This window comes from Bradyrhizobium sp. SBR1B (assembly GCF_014198205.1).
Lineage (GTDB): Bacteria > Pseudomonadota > Alphaproteobacteria > Rhizobiales > Xanthobacteraceae > Bradyrhizobium.
The window spans coordinates 260,846-286,069 of sequence record NZ_JACIHC010000008.1; the positions used below are offsets into that span (position 1 = coordinate 260,846).

Here is a 25,224-nt window from a genome sequence, read left to right on the forward strand (position 1 = left end):
ATTCGCGAAAAGCTGGCGGCGATCCACCGGTGGCACGTGGAACGATCTGCGGGGCCTGACGCCAAGCGAGCTAGGCTGCCCCGCGCTCGCGGAACCCGGTCGGGGCCAGGAGTTCGGCCATCTGCCTGTGCGTGCTCTGCAGCGCCTCGATGGCGCCGTCGAGATCGAAATCCGCTTCGCGGATTGAGGCGAAGAACTTGGCCGTCAGCGCCAGGTCGAGCTTGACGCGCGTTGCGCCGTCGCGGCTCTTGCGACGGTCGAGCGACAGATGGACGGCCCGCATTCTGGCTTCTGCCGGCGAACAGCCGCTGAGTGTTGCCAGTTCGTCGTATGTCATCCAGATCTGAGGCATGGTCTCGTCCGTCCTTTATTGCCGCCTCATCCTAGCTTTCCGCGCCTGAATGCATCGTTGCCGCAGCGCGGGTCGCAGCCCGCTTCGCTGCGATAGCGTCAACGCAAGACTAAGATGCGGGAGGCCTGGAAGGCGCAGGAAATTGGCGCGGCCGCGAACGGCTGTCGAGGCCCTTGGGCAATTTGTCATTGAGCTTCACGACGGCGCCTCGCGCCTCCACAGCCGGCGCATCTTCCTGGCTGTAGATCAGCGTCACCTCGAACATCACGTCGGGCGCTTCCCTGGCCGTTCCGGAGCAAGTCGCCATCGCACCGCTGCACACGCCGGCGAGGCTGACCTCGACCTCGTCCAAACCGAACACGGTCGGCGGCCCCTCGGCATAGCGCCGCGTGGTCAGCACGGCCGTGAAGCGCTGATCGTCATCGAACTGATAGGAGCCGCCATAGGTGAAGAAGCTGTCGCTGCCGGAGATCCGTCCGTCCGCCAGATGCACGATACCCGTGCCCTGGCCGCGCGGCGTCCTGAACCAGGCCGCGTATTTGCCGTCTCGCATCATGGAAATGTCCGCCGTAAAATTCACTGATATTTGCAACCAACTCTGGGGCGCGACAATGACCGACGCGGCGAGTATTCCGCGACGGTTAACGCCCTGCAAAGCCGACTCGTCAAATTGCCGCCGCATCACGTGGCGACGCAATCAAAACAATTCTATGCCGTCATCCGCAGTCTCGACCGCCTCGACCCGGCGCATGGCGGCGATCGATGCCAGTCCCAGCGCTTGCAGGAACTCCCGATGAACGTCCCGCTCGCGCTCCATCGTGTAGCGCGCGAAGAGATCGTCGAGGATCGCCTGATCCTGCAGCTCAGGCTGTAGCCGCTGCGCGCTTGCGCTCGCAGTCTCGAGCCGCGTAGCGACCGCAGGCAAGGCTGCGGAGCTTTCGCCGAGCCTTGTCATCAGGCCCTGGGCCGAATTCATCAGCCGCTCGAATTCCGCGCCTTCGTCGACGAGCCGGCTCATCAGCTTGCCGAGCCGTTCATTGCCGGCCTCGACCTCGCGCAGTGCCTGAAGGATTTGCGGCTCGAGCTTGGCAAGCTGGGTGGGATCACCCTGCACGCGGAGCTCCTTCAGCTCATTGGCCGAGCGCTCGATCCCGTCGAGCACGGGCCTCAGGCGCCCCGCCCCCGCGGAGACCTGGTCGGCGGTCGCCTTGAGCTCGTTGGCGATGACGACGAAGGCGCTGCCGCGGCTGCCGAGATGGCTCGCCTTGAGGCCGGCATTCATTCCGATCAGCGTGATGTCGATAGTCGCTTCGGCAAGCCCTGCGATCGCCTGGCGAAATTTCGTCAGCGTGTCCTCGACGATCGCTAGCGCCTCGTCGACCGAGCGGCCGGCACTCTCGCAGGTAGCGATCAGGGTCGATGCGTGCGCCAGCGTCTGCTTGATGCGCGTCAGGAACGACGACGAGCCGCCCTCCTCGCCGCCGAACAGCGTGCGGCCGTGGCCGACGACGCTGCCCGCATCGTGCAGGATGGCCGTCAGCGCGCCGACGATCTGGCCGACGTCGCCGCCGAACTCGCGCTGGGCATCCCTGAGCTGGGCCGCCTGCAGCCGGCAAATCGCACGCACGCCGTCATCGCTCGGCACCGTTTCAGGAACGAGGCTCGGCGCTGATTCCGACACAAGGCCGAGGCCATGGGACACGTGCTCGAGACGCTGACGCGTGCTGTCGCCCGCCTGCAGCGAGATGATCGCGCTGCCGACCGCCTCGGCGATCTTCCTGGTGCTGGCACTGGCGCGGTCGGCCAGATGGCTGCTCTTGCTGCGCTGGTCGCGCAAGCCGGAATAGGCCGCGCCGAGCTCGGCGCTCTCCGACATCAGCTGGGACCGGTAGCGGCTCTCGAATTCCTTCTGCCGGGCGGAGGCGGTGGCAACCGCCTCGGACAGGCGCTGCTGGTCGCGCGCGCAGCCTTCGATCGAGCGCTGCACGGCCCTGCCGAGATCGTAGGCTTCCTGGGTGAAGGCGAGAAAGCCCTCGCGGTCGCCGTCGAGCGAGGCCGCCTCGATCCGCGCGCTGCGCGCGATGATGGTGATCATCTGGATGTGCTTGAACAGCGGCTTGAGCAGCGAGGACGCCTCCGCCGTGCTCTTGCCGATCGTCTCCAGCAGGGCGCTCTCCGCCGGCAGCGCCTGCGCCAGCTCGCTCAGCTGCGCGGCGATCTCCTGCAGCGCCGTTGCTGCACCCTCGATCTCGGCGCCGGAGAGCTCACCCGAGAGCGTAGCCAAGCCCTGGTTCAGCTCCTTGAAGATGAGGTGGCCGCAGCCGAGCTCGTGACCGACCCGCGCGAAGACGTCCTCGATGCGCGAGGAGACGTCCTCAATCGCGGTGGTTGCCTCGGCGAGCGTGTTGGCCGGAACGGGCGACATGGCCATCAACCCGCCACCGCGGCGTGCCCGGCCTGATACCAGAGCATGATCTCGCGCGGGATGTGATGCAACGAAACGACCTTCTCGACACCGCCATGGGCGATGGCTTCCTTGGGCATGCCGAACACCACGCAGCTCTCTTCGTCCTGCGCCCGCGTCGAGGCGCCGAGCTTGCGCATCTCCAGCATCCCGCGCGCGCCGTCGTCGCCCATGCCCGTCATGATGACGCCGAGCGCGTTGGCGCCGGCATGTTGGGCCGCCGAGCGGAACAACACGTCGACGGAGGGGCGATGCCGCGATACCGGCGGGCCATCCTTGATCGCGATCTGGTAGCGCAGGCCGATGCGCTGGAGCAGCATGTGGCGGGCGCCGGGCGCGATATAGGCGCAGCCCGGCAGCACCGGCTCACCGTCCTCGGCTTCCTTGATTCTGATCTGGCAGACGCCGTCGAGACGCTTGGCAAAGGCCGCGGTGAAGCCTGCCGGCATGTGCTGGACGATGACGATCGGCGGACAGTGCGCCGGCAGCATCTCGAGGACGTCATTGAGCGCTTCGGTCCCACCGGTCGATGCTCCGATGCAGACGATGCGCTCCGTCGTCGGCCGGACCCTGCCCTGCACCGGCGGCGGGATGATGGCATCGGCGGTCAGCTTCTTCTCGATAGCCCGGCGTTCCGCACGCGGCCGCACCCGCGCGCGCGCAGCCGACTTCACCGCCTCGCGCAGCCGCGTCGAGCATTCGAGCAACGCCAGGCGCGTGTCGATCTTCGGCTTCGGCACGATGTCGACCGCGCCCGCCTCGAACGCCTCGAACATCACGTTCGAGCCCTCTTCGGTCAGCGAGGAGCAGATGATCACCGGGATCGGGCGTTGCGCCATGATCTTGCGCAGGAACGTCATGCCGTCCATCCGCGGCATTTCCAGGTCGAGGATCATGACATCGGGGATCTCGTCCTGCAGACGCTTCGCAGCCACGAACGGATCGGAGGCCGTTGCCATCACCTCGATATCGGGGTCGTCGTTGAGGATCGTCTGCAGGATTTGGCGCACCGACGCCGAATCGTCCACGATCAGCACGCGAACCTTCTCCCTCGGCATCTTGGTTGCGCTCCGGCTAGACCTGGAAAATGGTTGGCTGAACCTGCTTCAGCCCGGGCACGGCACTGTGAATCATCGATTCCGAATGTCCGACCAGCAAATAGCCGCCGGGACGCAAATGGCTGCACAATTGCTCGACCACCTTGCGCTGGGTCTCGCGCTCGAAATAGATCAGGACGTTGCGGCAGAAGATGATATCGACGTCGCGATCGACCGGATAGGACTTGTCCATGAGGTTCATCCTCATGAAATGTGTCGCGCGCCGCAGCTCGGGTACGACCCGCACCTCACCGCGCGACTTGTCCCGCGACGTCGCAAAATATCGTTTCACGAATTGCTCCGGCACCGGGCCGAGCACGTCGCGCGTGTAGATCGCAGTCTTGGCGAGGCGCAGCACCGCGGTCGAGATGTCGGTCCCGAGGATGCGGTACTGGAAGCGCGAGCCGTTCCGCGTCATGTCGTCCAGCACCATCGCGGTGGTGTAGGCCTCCATGCCGGTTGAGCTCGCCGAGCTCCAGATCTTCAGGTTCGCGTTCTTGCGTCCATGCGACTTGAGCAGGCCGGGAATCGCGACGTCGCGCATGAAGGTGAAGTGCTGCGGCTCGCGGAAGAAGTCGGTCTTGTTGGTCGTCACCACATCGATGAGATGGGTGAGCTCGGTATCGAAATGATCGGCCTCGAACAGGTTCTCGACATATTCGTTGAGACCGGTGAAGTTGAGCGCGCGCACGCGCTTGTGCAGCCGCCCCTCCAGCATCAGCCGCTTGCCCTGCGGCAGCTTGATGCCGACCTGGCCCTCGATCAGTTCGGCGATGGTGCGGAAATGGCGGTCCGACAGATGCACGGCCGTATCCTGTACGGCGGGCATCATGACCGCCGGCCCCGGTCCGCGACGGCCACCTGCACTGAATGTCGGGCCGTACGGGCCATCTCGAATCCTACGGGTTTAAACAACCGATGAAAGACCGGTCCACCGTCCCAGGGCAGACCGGCCCGCAAAAATCCTAGCGCTGAAAATCGGCGTCCCGATCATCCTCGCCGTCATGCATGTCGAACGCAAAGCCGCCGCCACCGGCAACCTTCACGGCGCGCGCCGGCCGGGCCTGCACGACCTTTTTCGCCGGACGCTCGGCAGCCGCCATCATAACCGCCTTGGCGCGCAACTGGCTCACCGCCCGGTCGATCGGCGCCGGCGCCTGGCTCTTGGCGCCGTGCTCGATGCGGAAATAGGCGATGGTGGATTGAAGCTGTTCGGCCTGCGAAGCGAGCTCCTCCGAGGTCGAGGACACCTGCTCGGACGCGCTGGCGTTCTGCTGACCGACCTTGTCGAGCTGCTGGATCGCCTGGTTGATCTGGGCCGAGCCGACGTCCTGCTCGCGGCAGGCCGCGGTGATCTCCTCGACGAGCTCGGCGGTCCTCTTGATGTCAGGGACAAGCTTGGAGAGCATCGCGCCGGCCTCCTGTGCCACCTTGACGGTGTCGGCCGAAAGCGTGCCGATCTCGGCCGCGGCGGCCTGGCTGCGCTCGGCGAGCTTGCGCACCTCGGAGGCGACCACCGCAAAGCCCTTGCCGTGCTCGCCGGCACGCGCGGCCTCGACCGCGGCGTTGAGCGCAAGCAGATCGGTCTGGCGTGCGATCTCCTGCACGATCGTGATCTTCTCGGCGATGGTCTGCATCGCGTTGACGGCGCGGCCGACCGCGGCACCGCTGGCTTCGGCGTCCTTTGCCGACTGCGCGGCGATCTTCTCAGTCTGGTTGGCGTTATCGGCGTTCTGCTTCACGTTGGAGGCCATCTCCTCCATCGAGGAGGAAGCTTCCTCGGCGGACGAGGCCTGCTCGGTCGCGCCCTGCGACAGCTGCTCGGCGCTCGCGGAGAGCTCCTGGCTGCCGGCCGAGACGTTCTGCGCTGCCGTCAGCGCTTCGGACACGATCTGGCGAAGCTTCTCCACCATGCGCTCGAGCGCAAGGCCCAGCGTGTCGTTGTCCGACAGCGGCTTGGCTTCGATCGTGAGGTTGCCCTGCGCGATCTCGTTGGCGACGGCCGCGGTGGCGTTCAGATTGGCGGTCATCGCGTTCAGGGATTTCACGAGATCGCCGATCTCGTCGTTGCTGGAAGCATCGATCTTGTGGCTGAGATCGCCGATCGCGACGGCATCCGCCAGCCCGACCGCCTTGGCGAGGGACCGGCTGATATTGATCGAGATCCAGACTGCGCCAATCGCGGCAACGATGAGCGAGACGATGATGAGGACGATCAGAACCAACTGGGCACGGCGGCTGTCTTCGTTGGACTGCACCGCCTGCTCGGCCATCTGCCTCTTCGTATTGGCGACATAGGCTCCCATCGCCTCCGTCGCATCCGCAACCACCTTGCGCCCGTCACCCATCGAGCGCTCGGTGGCCTTGGTCTTATCGGTCTTTGCCAGCCTGATCGTCTCTTCCTGAAAGACGTTCATTCTGGCGTAGGCGCTGGCGAAGTTGTCGAGCAGCTTCTTGCCGCCTTCGCTGGCCATCGCATAGACCTCGTCCCTGATCTTCATGGCCTCATCGCGGAGCTTGGCCGCGTTCACCGCGAATTCCTCGGCCTCGCTTGCCGTTCCCAGAATTGCGTTCTTTTCCGCCCTGACCTGCTGCCAGATGATCTTTTCGACCTCGGCTGCTTTCTCCATCCGCTTGGCGCGAAGCACCATGGAATCTGCGGTCGCGGCCATGTCGGACAACTTCATGTAGCTCACGGCGCCTGCTACCATGAACAGAAGAATGACGACGCCAAACGCGCTGGCGAGCTTGGCTTTGACGGTGAATCTCATTTTCAGTCTCGTTGGTTCGAATTGGGGTGCTTACGCGTGACCACGCTTCACTCTTGCAAACTCAGGCGGCGCGCGGCGCATCTGTAGCCGTGTCGCGGCCTTCCGGAACTTCGTCATTGGCCATCAGCTTGGCGAGATCGAAGATCACGACGAACTTCTCGCCCTTGCGGCCGATGCCGGCGGCATAGTCCGATTGCCATTTCCCGCCGACCTCTGGCACGGGCTCGATTGCCTGCTCGTCGATGTCGGTGACCTCGAACACGCAGTCGGCGACGAAGCCGACGCCGACCAGGCGGTCCTTCATCGGCACATCGAGGATGATGATGCGGGTCGCCTCGGTGGCGGCCACGCTGGGCAGGCCGAGCTTGTTCCTGAGATCGACGATCGGACAGCCGCTGCCGCGCACGTCGATCATGCCGAGCAGAAAGTTCGGCGCATGCGGAAGCCGCGAGATCGGCCGCATGTCGAGAATTTCCCGGACGTTGCGGATGCTGATGCCGAACGTCTCGCCGGCGAGCCCGAGCGTCAGATATTGCGAAGTTGCGGCCATGATGCAGTCCAGGATTCCCGGTTGGAAATGGGTACGGTCCGGCACAAGGCCGGACCGGTTGATCAGCGTTGGAACTCGGCGTCGCGATCGTCTTCGCCGTCATTCATGTCGAAGGCGAAGCCACCGCCACCGGCGACCTTCATCGCACGTGCCGGCTTGCGGACAAGCACCGGCTTCTTCATGCCGCGATCGGCGGCCGCCATGTGCGCTGCCTTGGCCCGGAGCTGACCGACGGCGCGGTCGATCGGCTCGGCCGCGGCCTTCTCCTTGCGCGTGGCATGCTCGATCCGGAAGAACGAGATAGTGGACTGCAGCTGCTCGGCTTGCGAGGCGAGCTCCTCCGAGGTCGACGACACCTGCTCGGAGGCGCTGGCGTTCTGCTGGCCGACCTTGTCGAGCTGCTGGATCGCCTGGTTGATCTGGGCCGAGCCGACGTCCTGCTCACGGCAGGCCGCGGTGATCTCCTGCACCAGCTCGGCGGTCTTCTTGATGTCGGGCACGAGCTTGGACAGCATCTGGCCGGCCTCCTGGGCGACCTTCACGCTCTCCGTGGAAAGCGTCCCGATGTCGGCCGCGGCGGCCTGGCTGCGCTCGGCAAGCTTGCGCACTTCGGAGGCGACCACAGCAAAGCCCTTGCCGTGCTCGCCTGCGCGAGCGGCTTCCACGGCCGCGTTGAGCGCGAGCAGGTCGGTCTGGCGTGCGATCTCCTGCACGATCGTGATCTTCTCGGCGATGGTCTGCATCGCCTCGACGGCACGGCCCACGGCGACACCGCTGGCTTCAGCGTCCTTGGCCGACTGCCCCGCAATCTTCTCGGTCTGGTTGGCGTTGTCGGCATTCTGTTTCACGTTCGAGGCCATCTCCTCCATCGAGGAGGAGGCTTCCTCGGCGGACGAAGCCTGCTCGGTCGCGCCTTGCGAGAGCTGCTCGGCGCTGGCGGATAGCTCCTGGCTTCCGGCGGAGACGTTCTGCGCCGCAGTGATCGCCTCGGCAACGATTTGCCGGAGCTTTTCGACCATTCCGTTCAGCGACCTGACGAGATCTCCGATCTCGTCGTTGCTTGCGGAGGGAATGGTCTGGCTGAGATCGCCCTCCGCGACCGCACCTGCAAGGCCAACCGCTCTTCCGAGCGAGCGGCTAATCGAGATGGAAATCCAGAGCGCAGCCCCGATCGCAACCGCCAGCGAGATGCCGATCAGCGTCATCAGCAGGAACTGGGCCTGGTGCCCCTCTGCCTTGGACTGGACGGCCTGCTCGGCCATCTGCTTCTTCGTATTGGCGACATAGGCGCCCATGGATTCCATCGCGTCTGCGACGACCTTGCGGCCGTCACCCATCGAGCGCTCCATGGCCTTCGTCTTGTCGGTCTTCGCCAGCCGGATCGTCTCTTCCTGGTAGGTATTCATCTTGGCGTATGTGGCTGCAAAGCTGTCGAGTAGCTTCCTGCCGTTCTCGCTCGCCAGCGCGTAGACCTCATCCCTGGTCTTCATCGCTTCCTCGCGAAGCCTGGCGGCATCGGCGGCAAACTGTTCGGCCTGAGCCTCCGTACCGAGCACCGAGTTCTTCTCGGCACGTAGCTGAAGCAAAATGTCCTTTTCGATCTGCGTCGCCTTTTCCATGCGGTTTGCGCGCAGAACCATGCTGTCAGCGGTCGCCATCATGTCGCCGAGCTTCATGTAAGCCACGCCGCCCGCAATCCCGGACAGGACGATGATCACGCCGAACGCACTGGCAAGCTTTGCCTTGACGGTAAATCTCATTTCCAGCCCCTACCCCGGTCTCGCCCGAGACCTCATCTCAATTTAGAATGCGTTCCATGTTCGGAACGATGACGAACTCTTCGCGCCAGTTCGCGATGAAGCGGATGAACTCCGGCTTCCAGTGCATGCCGACGCGCGGCGTCTGCTGCACGTCGGTCTGGGAGATCTCCGTGACCTCGTAGACCTTGTCGGCGGTGACGCCGACCAGAACCGGCTCGCCATCGAGCTCGAGCTCGATCACCACGATGCGCGTATCGGCCGAATCCTCGAGCTGCGGCATGCCGAAGCGGATGCGCAGGTCGGCGAGCGGAATGACGTTGCCGCGCACGTTGATCACGCTGGGAACGAAGGCGCGCGCGCCTGCCACCTTGGTGACGGGGACGGGATCGATGATCTCGCGCACGAGGCCGGCGTCGAGCGCGAACTTCTCCTCGCCAAGGCCGATCATCACGACCTGCATCGCGTCAGCCTGCCGTTCGCCGGCCAAACTATCGTTCATCACGCCGCCTCGCTGATATGCTGCTTCTCGACCTTCGACTGCGCCAACGCGACGAGCTGCGCGACGTCGAGGATCAATGCCGCCGTGCCATCGCCCAGGATGGTCGCGCCCGAGAACATCGTGACATCCGAATGCAGCTTTGAGAGCGACTTGATCACGGTCTGGTGGTTGCCGATGATCTGGTCGGCGACGAGACCGACGTGAGTCTCGCCGGTCGAGATGATGATCGTCTTCTGATGACGGTCGGGCGTGCCCGATGCCGTCATGGTCTCGCGCAGCCGGAGGAAGGGCACCAGATTGCCGCGCACGTTGAGGAAATTGCGACCGCGCGAGCGCTCGTCCTCGGCGGTCAGCTCGATGCATTCTTCGACCGCGGACAGCGGAATGATGTAGCGGCCTTCGCCGACGCGGATCAGAAGACCTTCGATGATTGCCAGCGTCAGCGGCAGGCGCAGCGTCACCGTGGTGCCCTGGCCCGGCCGGGTCGACAGGTCGATCGAGCCACGCATGTTCTCGATGGTACGCTTGACCACGTCCATGCCGACGCCGCGGCCTGATAGCGCCGAGATGGTCTGTGCGGTCGAGAAGCCGGGATGGAACAGGAACTGATGGACCTCGTGATCGGTGAGCACGGCGCCAGTCGCGATCAGCCCCTGTTCTTCGGCTTTCGCACGGATACGCGCGGTGTTGAGGCCGCCGCCATTGTCCTTCACGGTGACGAGCACCTGCGCTCCGGAATGGACGGCCGCGAGCTCGATCCGGCCCTGCTCGGTCTTGCCATTGGCCGCGCGCGTGGCGGTATCTTCGATGCCGTGGTCGACGGCATTGCGGATCAGATGCACCAGCGGATCTGCCAGGCACTCGATCATGGTCTTGTCGAGCTCGGTATCTTCGCCCGAGGTGACGAATTCGACGGGCTTGGACAGATCGCGCGACAGATCATGCACGAGGCGGCGGAAACGGCCGAACAGCGAGCCGATCGGCACCATGCGCGCACCCATCGTGGTATCGCGCAAGGAGGAGGCCAGGCGCTCGATCTCCTCGGCGATCATCTTGATCGAGAGGTCGGAGCCGGAGGCGGCGAGCTGGGTCAGCCGCGCCTGGGCGATGACGAGTTCGCCAACGCGGTCCATCAGCTCGTCGAGACGCTCGGCCTGGACGCGAACGGTGGCGATGCCGCGATCGTCGCGCTTGGCCTCGAGCTTCGGTTCAGGCTTTGATTCCGATTTCGGCTCCGCTTTTGCGACGGGCTGCTCGGCGACGGGCGCGGCAGCAGCCTCGACCAGCGGCGCAGGCATATCGACTACCGGGGCCAGCTCCTCGTCGAGCAGCTGGAACAGCGGCGCCGGCGCAGGCGCTTCGATATGCTCCAGGGGCGACAGCGTCAGCTTCATCTCGTCCTGGACGAACATGAAGACGTCGTCGATCGCGTCCTTGTCGCAGGCCGCGTGCAGCTTGACGTCCCACTTCAGATAGCAGTCTTCCGGCTCCATCTCGTCGAGGAACGGGACGCCGTCGGTGACAGGCACGACGAAGCAGGGCCCGAGCTTGCAGAGGTCTTCCAGCAGGTCGAGCGGGTTCGAGCCGTTGCGCAGGATATGGGTTTCGAATTCCAGATAAAGGTGCCAGCCGGCCTGCTTGGTCCCGGCGGGAGCCAGCGGCGGCGCTTCGGCAATCTCCATCACCGCCGCAACAGGCTGGTCGGCCGAGACGAAGCGCTTGAGGTCGTCGAGAATGGCCTCGCCAATGATGTCGTCGGTCGACTGGGGATCTTCGATCAACGCGCGGATGTAGTCCTTGGCCGCGAGCGCGACCGAGATCAGCTCCTGGGTCGGCTTGATCTCGCCCTTGCGGACGCGGTCGAAGGCGGTCTCGAATTCGTGGGTGAAGGAGGCGACCTTGTCGAAGCCGAACATGGCGCCCGAGCCCTTGATCGTATGCAGGGCGCGGAAGGCGGAATCGACCAGTTCGCGGTCATCGGGACGCTGGCCGAGATCGAGCAAGGCCCCTTCAAGGACTTCGAAGAGCTCGCTGGCTTCCTGACGAAAGACCTCGGTCGGGTCCATTGCGCTCATGCGCGCACCAGCTTGCCGACCACGGCGAGCAACTGCTCAGGCTTGAACGGTTTGGTGATCCAGCCGGTGGCGCCGGCGCTCTTGGCTTCCTGCTTCACCGTGTCGTTGGATTCGGTCGTCAGGAACACGATGGGCATGCCGATCGCACTCGGCAGCTTGCGCAGCGCCCGGATCAGCTCCAGCCCGTTCATGACGGGCATGTTGAGGTCGGTGATCACGAGATCGAGCTTGCCGGCCTGCGCCTTGGCGAGGCCTTGCGCACCGTCGCCGGCCTCGATCACGCTGTGACCGGCCGGCTCGAGCACCACCTTGATCATTTGCCGGATGCTGGGCGAATCGTCGACGGTCAGAATCGTGGCCATTAGGTGCCATCTTTCTTTTGCGGGAAATGCTGATCGATCATCGCCTCGCTGGTGAAGCCGGCGCGGCGGAGGGTGTTGCGAAGAGACTGTGAGAATGAGGTCAGCACCACCGGGCGGCCCTGAGCCTGGCCCGTCTTGGCTGTCGACAGCAGAAGCTGGATCGAGGTCACGTCGGCCTTGTCGACGCTCGAACAGTCGATCTCGAGCCGCTCCTGGCGGCCGAACGCCTCGCGAATGAGCTCATAGACATTGCGGATGGCCGCGATGCTGCAATCGGCGGGCAACCGCAACGACCACTTTGGCTCCGTGGGATTGAGCGCCATCGCTGCCCCGCCTTTGCTAAAATTCCACTACTCGTTTGACGCGAATCCGGTGAGCAAACTCCTAACGCGGGCATCCGTACAACTACGGGTCACATTCTCGCGGAATTCGCGCAACTGCATGCAGACGTATACAACCTCCTGAAATCTTTCATGCGCGGCGCGCATATCCGCGGCGCGGGTGCTCCCGTACGGCGCATTTGCTTCGCGTTAAATTCGCTCGGGCTATGGCTTGGGTTCGTGTCTTTGCCAGCGAAGAGAGCCCCGGCCGCCGATGCTGACCCAAGCGCTTCTGGTTGACGACAGCCGTTCCGTCCTCAACTTCCTGAAACGTCACATCGAGGCCGAAGGCCTGGTCGAGGCCACCGCCTTCCTCGATCCCGTGGAAGCGTTGACTTGCGCGCGGGAACGCGGCTTCGATCTCGTGCTGGTCGACTACGAGATGCCGCACATGGACGGCATCAGCTTCATCCGCACCTTCCGTGCCCTGCCCGGCTGTGCCGACATCCCGATCGCGATGATCACGTCGCGGCAGACCGATGACGTCAAGATGGAAGCGCTGCAGGCCGGTGCAACCGACTTCCTGCCCAAGCAGCCGCAAAGCGTCGAGATGACGGTGCGCCTGCGGAATTTGATTCAGCTTGGTGCAGCCGTACGCAAGCTCAACGACCGTGCGGCGCATCTGGCCAGCGAAGTCGCAGCCGCGACGCAAAAGCTCGGCGAACGCGAGGAGGAGATCATCCTGCGGCTCGCACTCGCGGTCGAATACCGTGACAACGACACCGGCGAGCACACGCTGCGGGTTGCCCGGTACAGCCGCATCATCGCCGAGCAGCTCGGACTGCCGGCCCGGCTTTGTCGCGACATTTATCTGGCCGCGCCCCTGCATGACGTCGGCAAGGTCGCCATTCCCGACAACATTCTGCTCAAGCCCGGCAGGCTGACCGACGATGAGATGGCGGTGATCCGCACCCATGCAACGATCGGCGAGCGGATCCTGGCGAACTCCGGCTGCGAGCTGATCCAGCTCGGTGCGCAAATTGCCGCAGGCCATCACGAACGCTGGGACGGTGCGGGCTATCCAAACGGTCTGAGGGCAGACGAGCTCCCGGTCGCCGCGCGCGTGGTCGCGGTCGCCGACGTCTTCGACGCGCTGACGACGCGACGACCATATAAAGAGCCGATGCCGATCGAGCTGGCTCGCGGCTATTTGGTCGAGAACCAGGGCCGCCAGTTCGATCCGGCCTGCGTCGAGGCTTTCTTGTCGCGCTGGGACGAGGTGGTCGAGATCGCCGCCGGTGAGCGGGCAACGCCATTTCACAAGGCCGAGGCTCCGCTCACTCCGGCCATGGAGGCACCGGCCGAGGGCCGTTCGCCTGAGGTTGTCCCGGCCAGCTGATTTCGCCGTCCGGCCAACAGCTTGGCATCTTCCTTCGTCGGCGATGGCCGGCTTGAACCACTTCCTGCTAGAGTGCACCAATAATCAAAGAGTGATTCTGGTCACACTTGCTTGGGCGCCCCGATGCTAAAAATCGCACCGGGACGGAGACCTAGCAAAAATTATCGGTCGAATTGAATGAGAACAGTCATGAGAAGCCTGATCGGCGCTGTTGTCGGCGCGTTCTGTACTGCGGCCCCTGCCTTGGCAGAGACGCCGGCCGCGATCGTCGAGGATGTGCAAGGCAAGGTCGATGGCGTCGAGTTCATGGACTATGTCGCCGCGGGCAAGATCATCAAGCTCGGGCCCAAGGCCAGCATTACGCTCAGCTATCTCAAATCCTGCCTGCGCGAGACCATCAGCGAGGGCGTCGTGATGGTCGGCGCCGAGCAGAGCACCGTGCAGCTCGGCGACGTGCAGCGTGCCAAGGTGCCCTGTGACACCAAGGCGGCGCAGCTCTCCGAACGCGAGGCGAACCAGAGTGCGGCGACCACGTTCCGGACCATGCGGTCCGATGCCAAGAGCGCACCGTCCAAGCTGCCGACGATTTACGGCGTCGCGCCCCTGATCCAGGCCAAGAGCGGCAGCACGCTGGTGATCGAGCGCACCGACGGCAAGGAACCCACGATCAGCGTGCCGCTCAAGAACGACATCATGATCCGCGGCAAGTTCTACGACTTTGCCAAGGCCGGGAAGTCGCTGACCCCGGGCGGCAGCTATCTCGCAAGCCTCGGGGCCAAGCGTTACACCTTCCAGGTCGATGCCAGCGCGACCGCCTCGCCGACCCCGATCATCGGCCGCCTGCTGCGGCTCGAATAAGCAGACCTAGCGACCGGGCGATGCGGCGGATCGGGGGACGGGACATCGTTGCGGCGACCCTGATTGCGCTCGTGACGGGCGCGATCTTCACGTCGCCGCCGCTTCAGACCCTGCAAGGCCTTTCGCTCGACATCCTCACGGCGATGCGCGGGAGGCTTCTCGGCGACAGCCGCGACATCGCGACATCGCCGGTCGTCGTCGTGGCGATCGACAGCGAAACCTACGACACGCCACCGTTCAAGGGATCGCCGACGCAGACCTGGACGCGCGAGATCGGCCGGGTGCTCGGCAGCGTCACCGAGGGCGGCGCCAAGGTGATCGGCTTCGACGTCATCTTTCCGAGCTCGATCGAGCAATCGGAGATTCCTTTTGGCGACACCGCCGTTGGCGGCCGCATGAAGGGATTCGATCGGGATTACTTGATCGCGCTCCGGCAAATCTCCGATAGCGGCAAATTGGTGCTCGGCGAAATCCTGAGCAATGACCATCCGGAAGTGCCCTATCGCGCCCAGCAAGTCGCCGTGCGCAACACCGTGCGGGCACTCAATGTCCACACCGACCACGACGACGTCATCCGACGGATGCCGCTGAGCTTTGCCATCGAGGGCCGGCCGGTCCCCGCGATGGCGGTCGAGCTCACTGCGCGCGCGACGGGCGCAAAGCCCGAGATTGCGCCCTCTGGCGCGACCGAATTGTCCGGCTATGCGATCCCAAGTGCCGTGCCGAATACAATGACGCTCAACTTCCGAGGGCTGGGACGCGACATCCCGACCTTCTCCTTCGTCGATCTGCGCGCCTGCGTCGAAAAGGGTGACCGCGACTTTTTTCGCCGCGCTTTCGGCGGCAAGGTCGTGCTGCTCGGTACGGTCCTGAATTTCGAGGACCGCAAGCTCACCTCGATGCGCCTCTCCGGCGGGTATGACGGCACGCCGGCGGCACGATGTGCCCTGCCCGCGCCGGCAAGCACTGTGCAAAAGTCTCGCAGCGACGTCGCCGGTGTGTTCGTGCACGCCACCGCGGTCCGAAATCTGATCGAGCGCGATGCCGTGACCGAGCTCGGCTTCCCAATGCGGACCATTCTCACGATCGCGTTCGCGGCGATCATCGCCTGCGCGGCCTGCCTGCTCGCACCGAGTGGCGCGCTGCTCACGTGGTCCGCTCTCACCCTCGTTTATGCAGCCATAGCCGTCAGCGCGTTCGTCCATGCCTTGGCGCTGCCGCTGACGGAGCCGGCACTCGCGAGCCTTGCTGCGCTCGCGATCATGATCGGCTACCGATTCATGCTGGCCGATCGCGACGAGCGCTTCCTGCGCAAGAGCTTTGCCTTCTACCTCGCGCCCGAGGTCATCGAGACCATGGTCACCTCCGGCAAGATGCCGGCGCTCGGCGGCGAGATGCGCAACGTCACCATGTTCTTCTCCGACCTCAGCGGTTTCTCGTCCATTGCCGAGACCATGACGCCGGGAGAACTGGTGACGCTGATGAACGAATATCTGTCCGCCATGACGGATATCATCGAAGGCCATGGCGGTTACGTCGACAAATATATCGGCGATTCCATCGTCGCGATGTTCGGCGCGCCGGCCGACGATCCCGCACACGCCGCCAACGCCGTTCGCGCCGCGCTGAAGTGCCATGAGAAGCTGGCGGAGCTCAATGCGGGCAATCCCGTCTTCGCCGGTCACGGCCTGTCGCATCGCATCGGGCTCAACAGCGGCGAAGCCGTGGTCGGCAATATCGGCTCGCGCCGCCGCTTCAACTACACCGTGATGAGCGACACCGTGAACGTCGCCTCGCGGCTCGAGGGCGCCAACAAATATTACGGTACCGCGATCATGGCCTCGGAGACGACCATGACGCAGAGCGGCGACGCCTTTGCCTGGCGCGAGCTGGATGCGATCAGGGTGCTGGGGCGCGGCGAAGCCATCAGGGTGTTCGAGCCGCTGGCGGAGAAAGGCGCGGAAGGCGCCGAGCAGGCGAAGGTCGCCGCAGCTTATGCTGAAGGACTGGCGCGCTGGCGCGCGCGGGATTTTGCGAAGGCGGCTGATGCCTTCGGGCAGATGGCGGAGACTGATCCGGCGTCAGCGCTGTTTGCGAAGCGCGCGACGGCATTCACCGCGAATCCACCGCCGCCAGATTGGACCCCGGTCAATACGCTGGAAGGGAAGTAGCGACGTCAGCCCAGACGCGCCGCGCCTAAAACGGCAGTCCCACGTAATTCTCCGCGAGCAGGCGCTGCGCCGTCTCGGACGAGAGCAGATAGTCCAATTCCGTCTGCTGAAGCCGGTCCTCGTATTCGAGCCGGTCGGGGAAGCGGTGCAAGAGCATCGTCATCCACCAGGAGAAGCGCTGCGCCTTCCAGATCCGCGCGAGCGCCTTGGCGGAATAGCCGGCAAGCCCGGAATCATCGCCGCGCTGATAATGCGCGAGCAAGGCGTGATAGAGATAGTAGATGTCGGACGCCGCGCTGTTCAGCCCGCGCGCGCCCGTCGGCGGCACGATGTGAGCGGCATCGCCGGCGAGGAACAGGCGGCCATAGCTCATCGGCTCGGCGACGAAGCTGCGCAGCGGCGCGATGCTCTTCTCGATCGACGGCCCCGTGATCAGCTTGCCGGCGACCTCCTCCGGCAAGCGGCGCTTCAGCTCGGCCCAGAACGCATCGTCGCTCCAATCCTCGACCTTATCGGTCAGCGGCACCTGGACGTAGTAGCGGCTCAGCACCTGCGAGCGGAGCGAACAGAGCGCAAAGCCGCGCTCGTGCTTCACATAGATCAGCTCGGGCGACACCGGCTTGGTGCGCGACAGCACCCCCAGCCAGCCGAACGGATAGACCTTCTCATATTCGCGCAGCACATCCTTCGGGATCGACTTGCGGCTGACGCCGTGGAAACCGTCGGCGCCGACGATGTAGTCGCAATCGACGCGGACGGTCTCGCCGTTCGATCGATAGGTCACGTAGGGGCGGTCCGATGTCAGATCATGCGGCGTCACGTCCTGCGCATTGTGCACGACCTTGCCGCCGAGGCGGTCCCGCGCCTCATAGAGATCGCGCGTCAGCTCGGTCTGGCCGTAGACCAGCACCGAACTGCCGCCGGAATGCTTGTGCAGATCGATCTTGGACAGCACGCCGTCATGGGCGATCTCGAAACCGGTGTGGATCTCGCCTTCGCGGTCCATCCGCTCGCCGCACTGCGCCTCGCGCATCAGCTCGGCGAAGCCATGTTCGAGCACGCCGGCGCGGATGCGGGCGAGCACATGGTCGCGGCTGTATTTCTCGAGCACGACCGCGTCGATGCCCTTGAGGTGCAGCAGCTGGGATAACAACAGCCCGGACGGCCCGCCGCCGATGATACAGACCTGAACCTTCATTTTCGCGTCCTCCCGTCGGCACTTTTTTGCAGATTTGGCGGCGCAGACCGATGGAGGGTTTCGCCATTGTCTTGTACTATTCGAACATGAGAAGCGCGCTCCCTGCCCCGACGATCCGGGTCTACAATTTGTTCGGCGAGTCCGGCGATCTGCCCGACGTCGTGCATTGCGAGACCATTGCGTCCCGCTCGGTGCTGCACGACTGGACCCTCGCCGTGCACCGTCATGCCCGGCTGCACCAGGTGCTGCTGATCGAGCGCGGCGGCGGCGAGGCGACGCTCGACGGGCGCGTGGTGCAGCTGAAGCCGATGCAGATCGTCAACGTGCCTGTCGGTCACGTCCACGGCTTCCGCTTCGTGCCGGATACGCAAGGTTGGGTGCTGACCATCGCCGCGGAAATTCTGGACGAGGCGCTGCTTGCCGCCGAGGGTCTGCGCGGTGCACTGGCCCGCTCAGCCGTGGTGCGCGGAACGCCGCAGATCCGCACCACCATGAAGCAGATCTTCGCCGAACACGCCGCGCGCGATTTCGGCCGCGCACATGTGCTGCGGGCGTTGTCGTCGGCCATGATCGGGCTGGTGGCCCGCGCGCTGACCAGCGAGAGCGGCGGCAACGGCACGGTCGAATCCAGCCTGTTCCGCCGTTTCGAGGCGCTGCTGGAGCAGCATCACCTGGAACGCTGGAGCGTCGCGGACTATGCCGAGGCGCTGGCGGTGACGCCGACACATCTCAACCGGATCACACGGGCGGCAACCGGTGATACCGCCTCGCACCTCATCCTCAACCGGCTGATCCGCGAGGCGCGGCGCAACCTCGTCTACACCAATTTGCCGATCTCGACGATTGCCTACACGCTCGGCTTCGAGGATCCCGCCTATTTCAGCCGGGTCTATGCCGCAGCCACGGGAGTGTCGCCGCGCGCCTTCCGCGCGCAGCTGCATGGCGATGAAGGTTGACACGTCGGACGAAAGACCGAGCGCGCCCATGGATGAAGGCGACATTGCCGCAATGGCCGCCTTTGCTGCCGGTGCAGCCACTTACCTTCGTATATCGGGTCCTATCCTTTGCATAGAAGCCCCTTACCTCAGTACAATTGAGCAGGGCCTGCTCGCGCCTTAGCGTGGCTGCATTCGGCGCCCTGGCGCTGGTGGCATGGAACCTCCCTTACCTTGGCGCAAGACGGCCACCCCTGTCCGGTCGTCTGCGCCGCTTTTTCAGCAAGCCATCGGCGCCTTCAGTATTTTCCGGCCGACATACCGTACCCCGACAGCTGATCGGCCAGCTTTCGTGTGGACTGGAGATTTGAGCACAATGTCTTCGATTGAGAAGATCGCACTCTTTATCGATGGCTCCAATCTCCATGCCACCTCCAAGGCGCTCGGCTTCGACATCGATTACAGGCGTCTGCTCGGCGAATTCCAAAGCCGGGGTGTGCTGTTGCGGGCCTTCTACTACACGACCCTCATCGAGAATCAGGAATATTCGTCGATCCGCCCGTTGATCGATTGGCTCGACTATAACGGATACACCGTCGTCACCAAGCTCACCAAGGAGTTCGTCGACGCCACCACGGGCCGCCGCAAGGTGAAGGGCAGCATGGATGTCGATCTCGCCGTAAGTGCGATGGAGCTCGCCAAGCACGTCGATCAGATCGTGCTGTTCTCGGGCGACGGGGATTTTCGTTCGCTGGTGGAAGCCCTGCAACGCCGCGGCGTCCGCGTGACGGTCGTCTCCACACTCTCCACTCAGCCACCCATGGTCGCCGACGACCTGCGCCGGCAGGCCGATGTATTCATTGACCTGGCAGAACTGAGACAAAAAGTGGGGCGCGATCCGGTCGACCGGCCGGGATCGCGCGAAATGCGTCAGTCGCCGCAATTCCTCGCCCGCGGAGCGATCAATCGCGGCGATCCGGTGGAGTGATCCTGCCGGACGGCGGCCAGATCCTCACACATCGAAGAACACCGTCTCCTCCGGCCCCTGCAGATGGATCGTGAAGGAATACACGACCTTGCCGCCGCGCTCGCTGCGCTTGGCGACCAGCGTCGAGCGCCGGGACGGCTGTTCGATCAGGTTGAGCACGGGGTCGGCGGCGTTGGCGGTCTCTTCGTCCGAGAAATAGAGCCGCGTGTTGAGGCCGATGTTGATGCCGCGCGCGACGATCCAGACATTGATGTGCGGCGCGCATGTCCGGCCCGCCTTGTCGACGATTGCGCCCGGCTTGATGGTCTCGAAGGTCACGAGGCCGCTCTCGAAGTCCGAGCCGGCGCGGCCCCAGCCGCGAAACTCCTGCTCCAGCGCGCCGGCCGACCGATCGGCCGGATGGTTGTAGCGGCCGCTCGCATTGGCCTGCCAGATCTCCAGCAGCACGTCGCGCAGCGGCGTACCGGTGCCGTCGAGCACCTTGCCTTCCAGCGTGATGCGCTCGCCCTCTGTATTCGGCGTTGTCAGGACATTCGAGAAGTTCTTCTCGAAGATGTCGAAGCCGGCCATCGCCGGGATCAAGCCGATATGGACGTAGGGCCCGGCCGTCTGCGAGGCGGTTTCCTTGAGATAGTTGAGCGGCTGCGGCATGGCTCAGTTCCCCGCGGTGCGGTTTTCAAAATAGGTGGAGCGCTGGCCGCGCAGGACGATGTCGAAGCGGTAGGCCAGCGAGTCGAACGGCGCCGAGGCGTTGAGGTCGAGCGGCGCCACGAGGCGGTCGAGCGCATCCTGGTCCGGAATCGTCGTCAGGATCGGACAGACCGGGATCAGCGGATCGCCCTCGAAATACATCTGCGTGATCAGCCGCTGCGCAAAGCCCGAACCGAACACCGAGAAATGGATGTGGGCGGGACGCCAGCTGTTGACGTAGTTGCGCCAGGGATAGGGCCCCGGCTTCACGGTGCGGAAATAATAGTAACCGGTGTCGTCGGTCAGCGCGCGCCCGCAGCCGCCGAAATTCGGGTCGACCGGCGCCAGATAGGTGTCCTTCTTGTGCCGGTAGCGGCCGCCGGCGTTGGCCTGCCAGAACTCGACCAGGGTGTTCGGAACGCCGCGGCCGGTCTCGTCCAGCACGCGGCCGTGGACGATGATGCGCTCGCCGACGGGATCGCCGTCCTTGGCGTAGTTACGGATCAGATCATTGTCGAGCGGACCGAGATCGTTGTGGCCGAACACCGGCCCCGTGATCTCCGAGACCGAGCCCTCCAGCGACAGCAGCGACTGCCGCGGCGAGCGAAGCACCGAGGATTTGTAACCGGGCGCATGCGCGGGCGGATGGATCGAACGATCGCGCTGGAAGAAGCCGCCATCACCAAGCGGCGGCGTCAGGGGCTCGGGGCGATTGAGGCGGGGATCCCGCAAGGCTGGCGCCTGGGCATTCATCGTGTCTCTCCCTGGGGCGCCCGGGGTCCGGACGCGCGGCTTATCGGGAGATCATGAGCCGGTCTATTCCTCAGATAAATAGATTGATTATAATATATTGCATGAAAGAAATCGATCATTTGGCCCTCGACGGCCACGCCCTCGAGCTGTTCCTTGCGGTGCTGGAGGAAGGCTCGGTCACGGCTGCCGCCACACGGCTCGGCCTGACGCAATCCGCCGTCAGCCACGCCCTGAACAAGCTGCGGCGGATCGCGGGCGATCCCCTGTTCGCCAAGTCCGGCCGCGGCATCGTCGCAACCGCGCACGCGCAAGCGTTGGCCGCAAAGGCGCGCGCACTGATCGACGAGATGCGAAGCTTTGCCGGCGGCGTCAGCTTCGAGCCGCCGCGCGCGCAGCTTTCGTTGACGATCGCGGCCAATGACTTCCAGCGCGATCTGCTGCTGCCCCGATTCTTCGATCATGTCGCCGGCCAGGTGAAGAGCCTGAATTTGCGCGTGATCCCCTCGCAGTCGCCCTCCCCCGCGATGCTGCGTGAGAACCGCTGCGATCTCCTGATCACGCCGCTGCCGCCGTCCGGCATCGACATCGTGCAGAAGCGCCTGCTGAGGGATCATTACGTCTGTTATTTCGATGCCAAGGCGCGTACTGCGCCGGCCAGCCGCAGCACCTATCTCGCCGCGCGCCACATCACCGTCGTCTATACCGACAATGAGAGGCTCGATTTCGACCGCCGGTTGGCGGCCAACGGTCTTCACCGCGACATCGCGATCTCGGTGCCGAGCTTTTCCGGCGTGCCGTCCTTCCTGCGCGGCTCGCAGATGCTGGCGAGCATGCCGAGCCTGCTCGCATCCGGCGTGATGCGCGGCTTCGCGCAAACGCGGATTCCGCTGGCGTCCCGCACGCGGACGCTGGCCGAGCTGCCGATGTTCATGGTCTGGCACCAGCGCTATCAGAAAGATCCGGCTCATCGTTGGGTCAGGAGCCAGCTCGAGACGGTCGCAGCGACGGCCGCCAAGGCTTGAAGGCCTGATCGCCGATACCGCCTTTCGGAAGACCACCCCTCGCCAAACCCACTGGTTGCGCGCGGGCCGCCGCGCTAAAATCCCCCCATGACAGTGACCGATATTGCGAGCCGGACCTACAATCACAGCTGGCGGCTGGACCCCATCATCCGCAGCCTGCTTGATACCGACTTCTACAAGCTATTGATGTTGCAAATGATTCGGGAAGACTACCCGGATCAGCAGGTGACCTTCTCGGTCATCAACCGCTCGCGCCATGTGCGGCTTGCCGAGATCATCGACGAAGGCGAGCTGCGCGCCCAGCTCGACCATGCCCGCACCATCCGCTTCACCAAGAAGGAGCTGATCTGGCTGGCTGGTAACACCTTCTACGGCAAGACCCACATGTTCTCGGCGGACTTCATCCGCTGGCTGGCCGAATTCCGCCTCCCCGAGTATGAGCTGCGCAAGGTCGAGGGCCAATACGAATTGCATTTCCACGGACCGTGGACCCACACCACGATGTGGGAGATCCCGGCGCTCGCGATCCTCAACGAGCTGCGCTCGCGCGCGGCGACGAAGGGCCGCGGCCGCTTCGAGCTGGACGTGCTCTATGCCCGCGCCAAGGCCAAGCTGTGGACCAAGGTGGAGCGGCTGCGCAAGCTGGAGAATCTGCGCCTGTCCGACTTCGGCACACGTCGGCGTCACGGCTTCCTCTGGCAGCGCTGGTGTGTGGAGGCGGTGAAGGAAGGCCTGGGTCCGTCCTTCATCGGCACCTCCAACGTGCTGCTCGCGATGGACAACGATCTCGAAGCCATCGGCACCAACGCGCATGAGCTGCCGATGGTCGCCGCGGCACTCGCCAGGGACGACGAGGAGTTGCGCTGGGCGCCCTATCGCATTCTCGACCAGTGGCGCCAGACTTACGGCGGCAATTTGCTGATCGCGCTGCCCGACGCCTTCGGCACCAAGGCCTTCCTGCGCGATGCGCCGGAATGGGTCGCGGACTGGACCGGCTTCCGCCCCGACAGCGCGCCGCCGATCCAGGCCGGCGAGGAGATCGTCGCCTGGTGGGAAAGGAAGGGGCGCAATCCCAAGGACAAGCTGCTCGTCTTTTCGGATGCCATGGATGTCGGCTCGATCGAGGAGACCTATCACCACTTCGCCGGCCGGGTGCGGCTCTCCTTCGGCTGGGGCACCAACCTCACCAACGACTTCGTCGGCTGCCCGCCGGACGGCTCGTTCAATCTCGATCCGATCTCGCTGGTCTGCAAGGTGTCGTCGGTCGATGGCCATCCGGCCGTCAAGCTCTCCGACAATCCGGAGAAGGCGACCGGCATGCCCTCGGAGATCGAGCGGTATCTGCGCGTGTTCGGCGACGCCGGCCGCGTCCGCAAGCCGGTGCTGGTCTAACGGCACCGACGAAACTCTCTCGATCGGGTAAACCGCGCACGACGAATGCGAGGCATTCGTTCGTCGATGCGGCGCCTTGTCCTATTTACCGGCATTTGAAGCGATCTGCGCATATCGGCTTCACAGCGCTTTCACCCTGCGATGCAGTCTCCCGCGCCTTTCAGGCCGAGTTAAGCAACCATATCCTCTACTTGGCGTTGCAGGCGCAGCGCTCCGCTGGGGGTCATTGCGCGATTTGGGGAACGCAGGGTGTTTCGCAGAACAGCGACGTCGACGAAGGGACACAGCTTCCTTCATGTCATCAAGCTCGTATCGCCTTTCGTGATGGTCGTCGTGCTCCAGGCGGCGATCGCGGGATTCAGTCTCGAGGTGATGTCGTCGGTCCGCGCCTATGTCGCGGGCGAAGCGATGTGGTCGCGCTCGCAGAAGAACGCCGTCTATTTCCTCAATCTCTACTTGCATTCGGGCGATGCCAGCCAGTTCACGCAATACCAGGCCTCGCTTGCCGTTCCCATCGGTGACGAGTTCGCGCGCTGGGCACTCGAGCGTGATCCGGTCGACGTCGAGGCCGCCCGCATCGGCTTCCTGCAAGGCGGCAACCATCCCGACGACGTGCCGGGACTGATCTGGCTGTTTCGCTACTTCAACCGCGTCAGCTTCCTTCAGGACGCGATCCGCGAGTGGGCTGCCACCGATCCGATGCTGCTGGAGCTGAGCGTGTTCGGCGAGGTCATCCGGTCCGAGCTCGCGAAGGGACCCATTCAGGACACGAACCGCCTGCAAGTCCTGTCATCGCGGCTCTCCGAGCTCAACGCCCAATTCACGGTGCATGCCAAACGGTTCTCCACGGTGCTCGGCGAAGGCTCCCGCGCCATCAAGCTGGCACTGACCGGCATCAATATCGTCACCGCCGCGGCGCTGATCCTGCTCCTGATCTGGCACACCAGGCGCTTGGTGCTGCAGCGGCAGGCCTTCGAAGATGCCTTGCATGCCGAGAAAGAACGCCTGGCGTGGCAGGCATCGCACGACTGGCTGACCGGCCTGTCCAACCGCCGCGCCTTCGAGGCGCGCCTGCAAAGCGAGCTGGACGTTGCCGCGGCGGGTTCGCTGGGCCTGATCCTGCTCGACCTCGACCAGTTCAAGAACGTCAACGACAGCTGCGGGCACCTTGCCGGCGACAGCCTGCTCTGCCAGGTCTCCCGCCTCCTGCAACAGGACCGGCATCCGCGTGACCTGGTGGCCCGGCTGGGCGGCGACGAATTCGGCCTGATCCTGCCGCAGTGCTCGCCTGCGAACGCGGTCGACATCGCCGAACGGCTGCGGCGAGCGCTCGAGCTGTTCAACTTCGCCTGGGACGATCGCTGCTTTGCGGTGACCGCCAGCATCGGCGTCACCTGCATCGCGGATCGCAACATCACGCTCGAGGATGCAATGCGGCGCGCCGATGCGGCCTGCTACCGCGCCAAAGAAAAGGGACGCAACCGCGTTCAGGTCGATGGCGGGCGACCGGACGTCGTCGTGGTCGCGCCTTGGCACCGCGAAGCCGCCGCCGCGCAAGGCTGATTGCC

The 25,224-nt window shown here is 64.5% G+C and carries 23 protein-coding genes; 8 read left to right on the forward strand and 15 right to left on the reverse strand.

Going from position 1 to position 25,224, the window contains the following annotated elements; translation table 11 throughout:
* Positions 1 to 70: 70 nt before the first annotated feature.
* The 12 genes from GGD61_RS22255 to GGD61_RS22310 form a co-directional block, all read right to left on the reverse strand.
* The gene (locus GGD61_RS22255; protein ID WP_179736948.1) at positions 71 to 352 is read right to left on the reverse strand and encodes a hypothetical protein; all 282 of its coding nucleotides are present in this window, start codon (positions 350 to 352) and stop codon (positions 71 to 73) included.
* Between the two features lie 109 nt (positions 353 to 461).
* Positions 462 to 908 carry a hypothetical protein gene (locus GGD61_RS22260; protein WP_179736946.1) on the reverse strand — a complete coding sequence of 149 codons (447 nt, stop codon included), beginning with the start codon at positions 906 to 908 and terminating at the stop codon, positions 462 to 464.
* 141 nt (positions 909 to 1,049) lie between these two features.
* Positions 1,050 to 2,777 carry a chemotaxis protein gene (locus GGD61_RS22265; RefSeq protein ID WP_183231171.1) on the reverse strand — a complete coding sequence of 576 codons (1,728 nt, stop codon included), beginning with the start codon at positions 2,775 to 2,777 and terminating at the stop codon, positions 1,050 to 1,052.
* A gap of 5 nt (positions 2,778 to 2,782) precedes the next feature.
* Positions 2,783 to 3,874 (reverse strand): chemotaxis response regulator protein-glutamate methylesterase, encoded by a 1,092-nt coding sequence (locus GGD61_RS22270; protein WP_183231144.1) that lies wholly within the window; start codon positions 3,872 to 3,874, stop codon positions 2,783 to 2,785.
* Positions 3,875 to 3,890: 16 nt separating this feature from the next.
* The gene (locus GGD61_RS22275) at positions 3,891 to 4,745 is read right to left on the reverse strand and encodes a protein-glutamate O-methyltransferase CheR (protein WP_183231145.1); all 855 of its coding nucleotides are present in this window, start codon (positions 4,743 to 4,745) and stop codon (positions 3,891 to 3,893) included.
* A 133-nt stretch (positions 4,746 to 4,878) separates the two neighbouring features.
* Entirely contained in the window at positions 4,879 to 6,684 is a 1,806-nt protein-coding gene (locus GGD61_RS22280) for a methyl-accepting chemotaxis protein (protein ID WP_183231146.1), read from the reverse strand.
* 61 nt (positions 6,685 to 6,745) lie between these two features.
* Complete coding sequence (locus tag GGD61_RS22285) at positions 6,746 to 7,234, reverse strand: chemotaxis protein CheW (RefSeq protein WP_092261678.1); 489 nt, start codon at positions 7,232 to 7,234, stop codon at positions 6,746 to 6,748.
* Between the two features lie 62 nt (positions 7,235 to 7,296).
* Positions 7,297 to 8,994 (reverse strand): methyl-accepting chemotaxis protein, encoded by a 1,698-nt coding sequence (locus GGD61_RS22290; RefSeq protein WP_183231147.1) that lies wholly within the window; start codon positions 8,992 to 8,994, stop codon positions 7,297 to 7,299.
* 37 nt (positions 8,995 to 9,031) lie between these two features.
* Positions 9,032 to 9,493 (reverse strand): chemotaxis protein CheW, encoded by a 462-nt coding sequence (locus tag GGD61_RS22295; RefSeq protein WP_183231148.1) that lies wholly within the window; start codon positions 9,491 to 9,493, stop codon positions 9,032 to 9,034.
* The gene (locus GGD61_RS22300) at positions 9,493 to 11,568 is read right to left on the reverse strand and encodes a chemotaxis protein CheA (protein WP_183231149.1); all 2,076 of its coding nucleotides are present in this window, start codon (positions 11,566 to 11,568) and stop codon (positions 9,493 to 9,495) included. Before GGD61_RS22300 ends, GGD61_RS22295 begins: the two co-directional genes overlap by 1 nt.
* A complete protein-coding gene (locus tag GGD61_RS22305) occupies positions 11,565 to 11,930 on the reverse strand; it encodes a response regulator (RefSeq protein ID WP_183231150.1) in 366 nt (121 codons plus the stop codon). Before GGD61_RS22305 ends, GGD61_RS22300 begins: the two co-directional genes overlap by 4 nt.
* The gene (locus tag GGD61_RS22310) at positions 11,930 to 12,253 is read right to left on the reverse strand and encodes a lipid asymmetry maintenance protein MlaB (protein ID WP_018317042.1); all 324 of its coding nucleotides are present in this window, start codon (positions 12,251 to 12,253) and stop codon (positions 11,930 to 11,932) included. The genes GGD61_RS22305 and GGD61_RS22310 overlap by 1 nt, the downstream gene beginning before the upstream one ends.
* Positions 12,254 to 12,524: 271 nt before the next feature.
* Between GGD61_RS22310 and GGD61_RS22315 the strand changes: the two genes are divergently transcribed.
* The 3 genes from GGD61_RS22315 (at position 12,525) to GGD61_RS22325 (ending at position 16,678) form a co-directional block, all read left to right on the forward strand.
* Entirely contained in the window at positions 12,525 to 13,649 is a 1,125-nt protein-coding gene (locus tag GGD61_RS22315) for an HD domain-containing phosphohydrolase (RefSeq protein ID WP_183231151.1), read from the forward strand.
* 189 nt (positions 13,650 to 13,838) lie between these two features.
* Positions 13,839 to 14,507: a hypothetical protein gene (locus GGD61_RS22320; protein WP_177237423.1), complete on the forward strand. Its 669-nt coding sequence runs from the start codon at positions 13,839 to 13,841 to the stop codon at positions 14,505 to 14,507.
* A 20-nt stretch (positions 14,508 to 14,527) separates the two neighbouring features.
* Positions 14,528 to 16,678 (forward strand): adenylate/guanylate cyclase domain-containing protein, encoded by a 2,151-nt coding sequence (locus tag GGD61_RS22325; protein ID WP_092261684.1) that lies wholly within the window; start codon positions 14,528 to 14,530, stop codon positions 16,676 to 16,678.
* 25 nt (positions 16,679 to 16,703) lie between these two features.
* Here GGD61_RS22325 and pobA read toward each other — a convergent pair whose 3' ends face one another.
* Positions 16,704 to 17,876 carry a 4-hydroxybenzoate 3-monooxygenase gene (gene pobA / locus GGD61_RS22330; RefSeq protein WP_018317038.1) on the reverse strand — a complete coding sequence of 391 codons (1,173 nt, stop codon included), beginning with the start codon at positions 17,874 to 17,876 and terminating at the stop codon, positions 16,704 to 16,706.
* Positions 17,877 to 17,926: 50 nt separating this feature from the next.
* Here pobA and GGD61_RS22335 point away from each other — a divergent pair, with 50 nt between their 5' ends.
* Both GGD61_RS22335 and GGD61_RS22340 read left to right on the forward strand, forming a co-directional pair.
* Positions 17,927 to 18,832 carry a helix-turn-helix domain-containing protein gene (locus tag GGD61_RS22335; RefSeq protein ID WP_092261685.1) on the forward strand — a complete coding sequence of 302 codons (906 nt, stop codon included), beginning with the start codon at positions 17,927 to 17,929 and terminating at the stop codon, positions 18,830 to 18,832.
* 355 nt (positions 18,833 to 19,187) lie between these two features.
* A complete protein-coding gene (locus GGD61_RS22340; protein WP_018317036.1) occupies positions 19,188 to 19,799 on the forward strand; it encodes an NYN domain-containing protein in 612 nt (203 codons plus the stop codon).
* Positions 19,800 to 19,823: 24 nt separating this feature from the next.
* Here the strand turns inward: GGD61_RS22340 and pcaG are convergent, their stop codons facing one another.
* Both pcaG and pcaH read right to left on the reverse strand, forming a co-directional pair.
* Entirely contained in the window at positions 19,824 to 20,450 is a 627-nt protein-coding gene (pcaG, locus tag GGD61_RS22345; protein WP_092261686.1) for a protocatechuate 3,4-dioxygenase subunit alpha, read from the reverse strand.
* 3 nt (positions 20,451 to 20,453) lie between these two features.
* Positions 20,454 to 21,242, reverse strand: coding sequence for a protocatechuate 3,4-dioxygenase subunit beta (gene pcaH, locus GGD61_RS22350; protein ID WP_018317034.1), 789 nt, complete (start codon positions 21,240 to 21,242; stop codon positions 20,454 to 20,456).
* A gap of 101 nt (positions 21,243 to 21,343) precedes the next feature.
* Between pcaH and GGD61_RS22355 the strand changes: the two genes are divergently transcribed.
* The 3 genes from GGD61_RS22355 (at position 21,344) to GGD61_RS22365 (ending at position 25,219) form a co-directional block, all read left to right on the forward strand.
* Positions 21,344 to 22,264 carry a LysR family transcriptional regulator gene (locus tag GGD61_RS22355; RefSeq protein ID WP_018317033.1) on the forward strand — a complete coding sequence of 307 codons (921 nt, stop codon included), beginning with the start codon at positions 21,344 to 21,346 and terminating at the stop codon, positions 22,262 to 22,264.
* An 87-nt stretch (positions 22,265 to 22,351) separates the two neighbouring features.
* Positions 22,352 to 23,656: a nicotinate phosphoribosyltransferase gene (pncB, locus tag GGD61_RS22360; protein ID WP_018317032.1), complete on the forward strand. Its 1,305-nt coding sequence runs from the start codon at positions 22,352 to 22,354 to the stop codon at positions 23,654 to 23,656.
* 249 nt (positions 23,657 to 23,905) lie between these two features.
* Positions 23,906 to 25,219 carry a GGDEF domain-containing protein gene (locus GGD61_RS22365; protein WP_183231152.1) on the forward strand — a complete coding sequence of 438 codons (1,314 nt, stop codon included), beginning with the start codon at positions 23,906 to 23,908 and terminating at the stop codon, positions 25,217 to 25,219.
* Positions 25,220 to 25,224 lie beyond the last annotated feature (5 nt).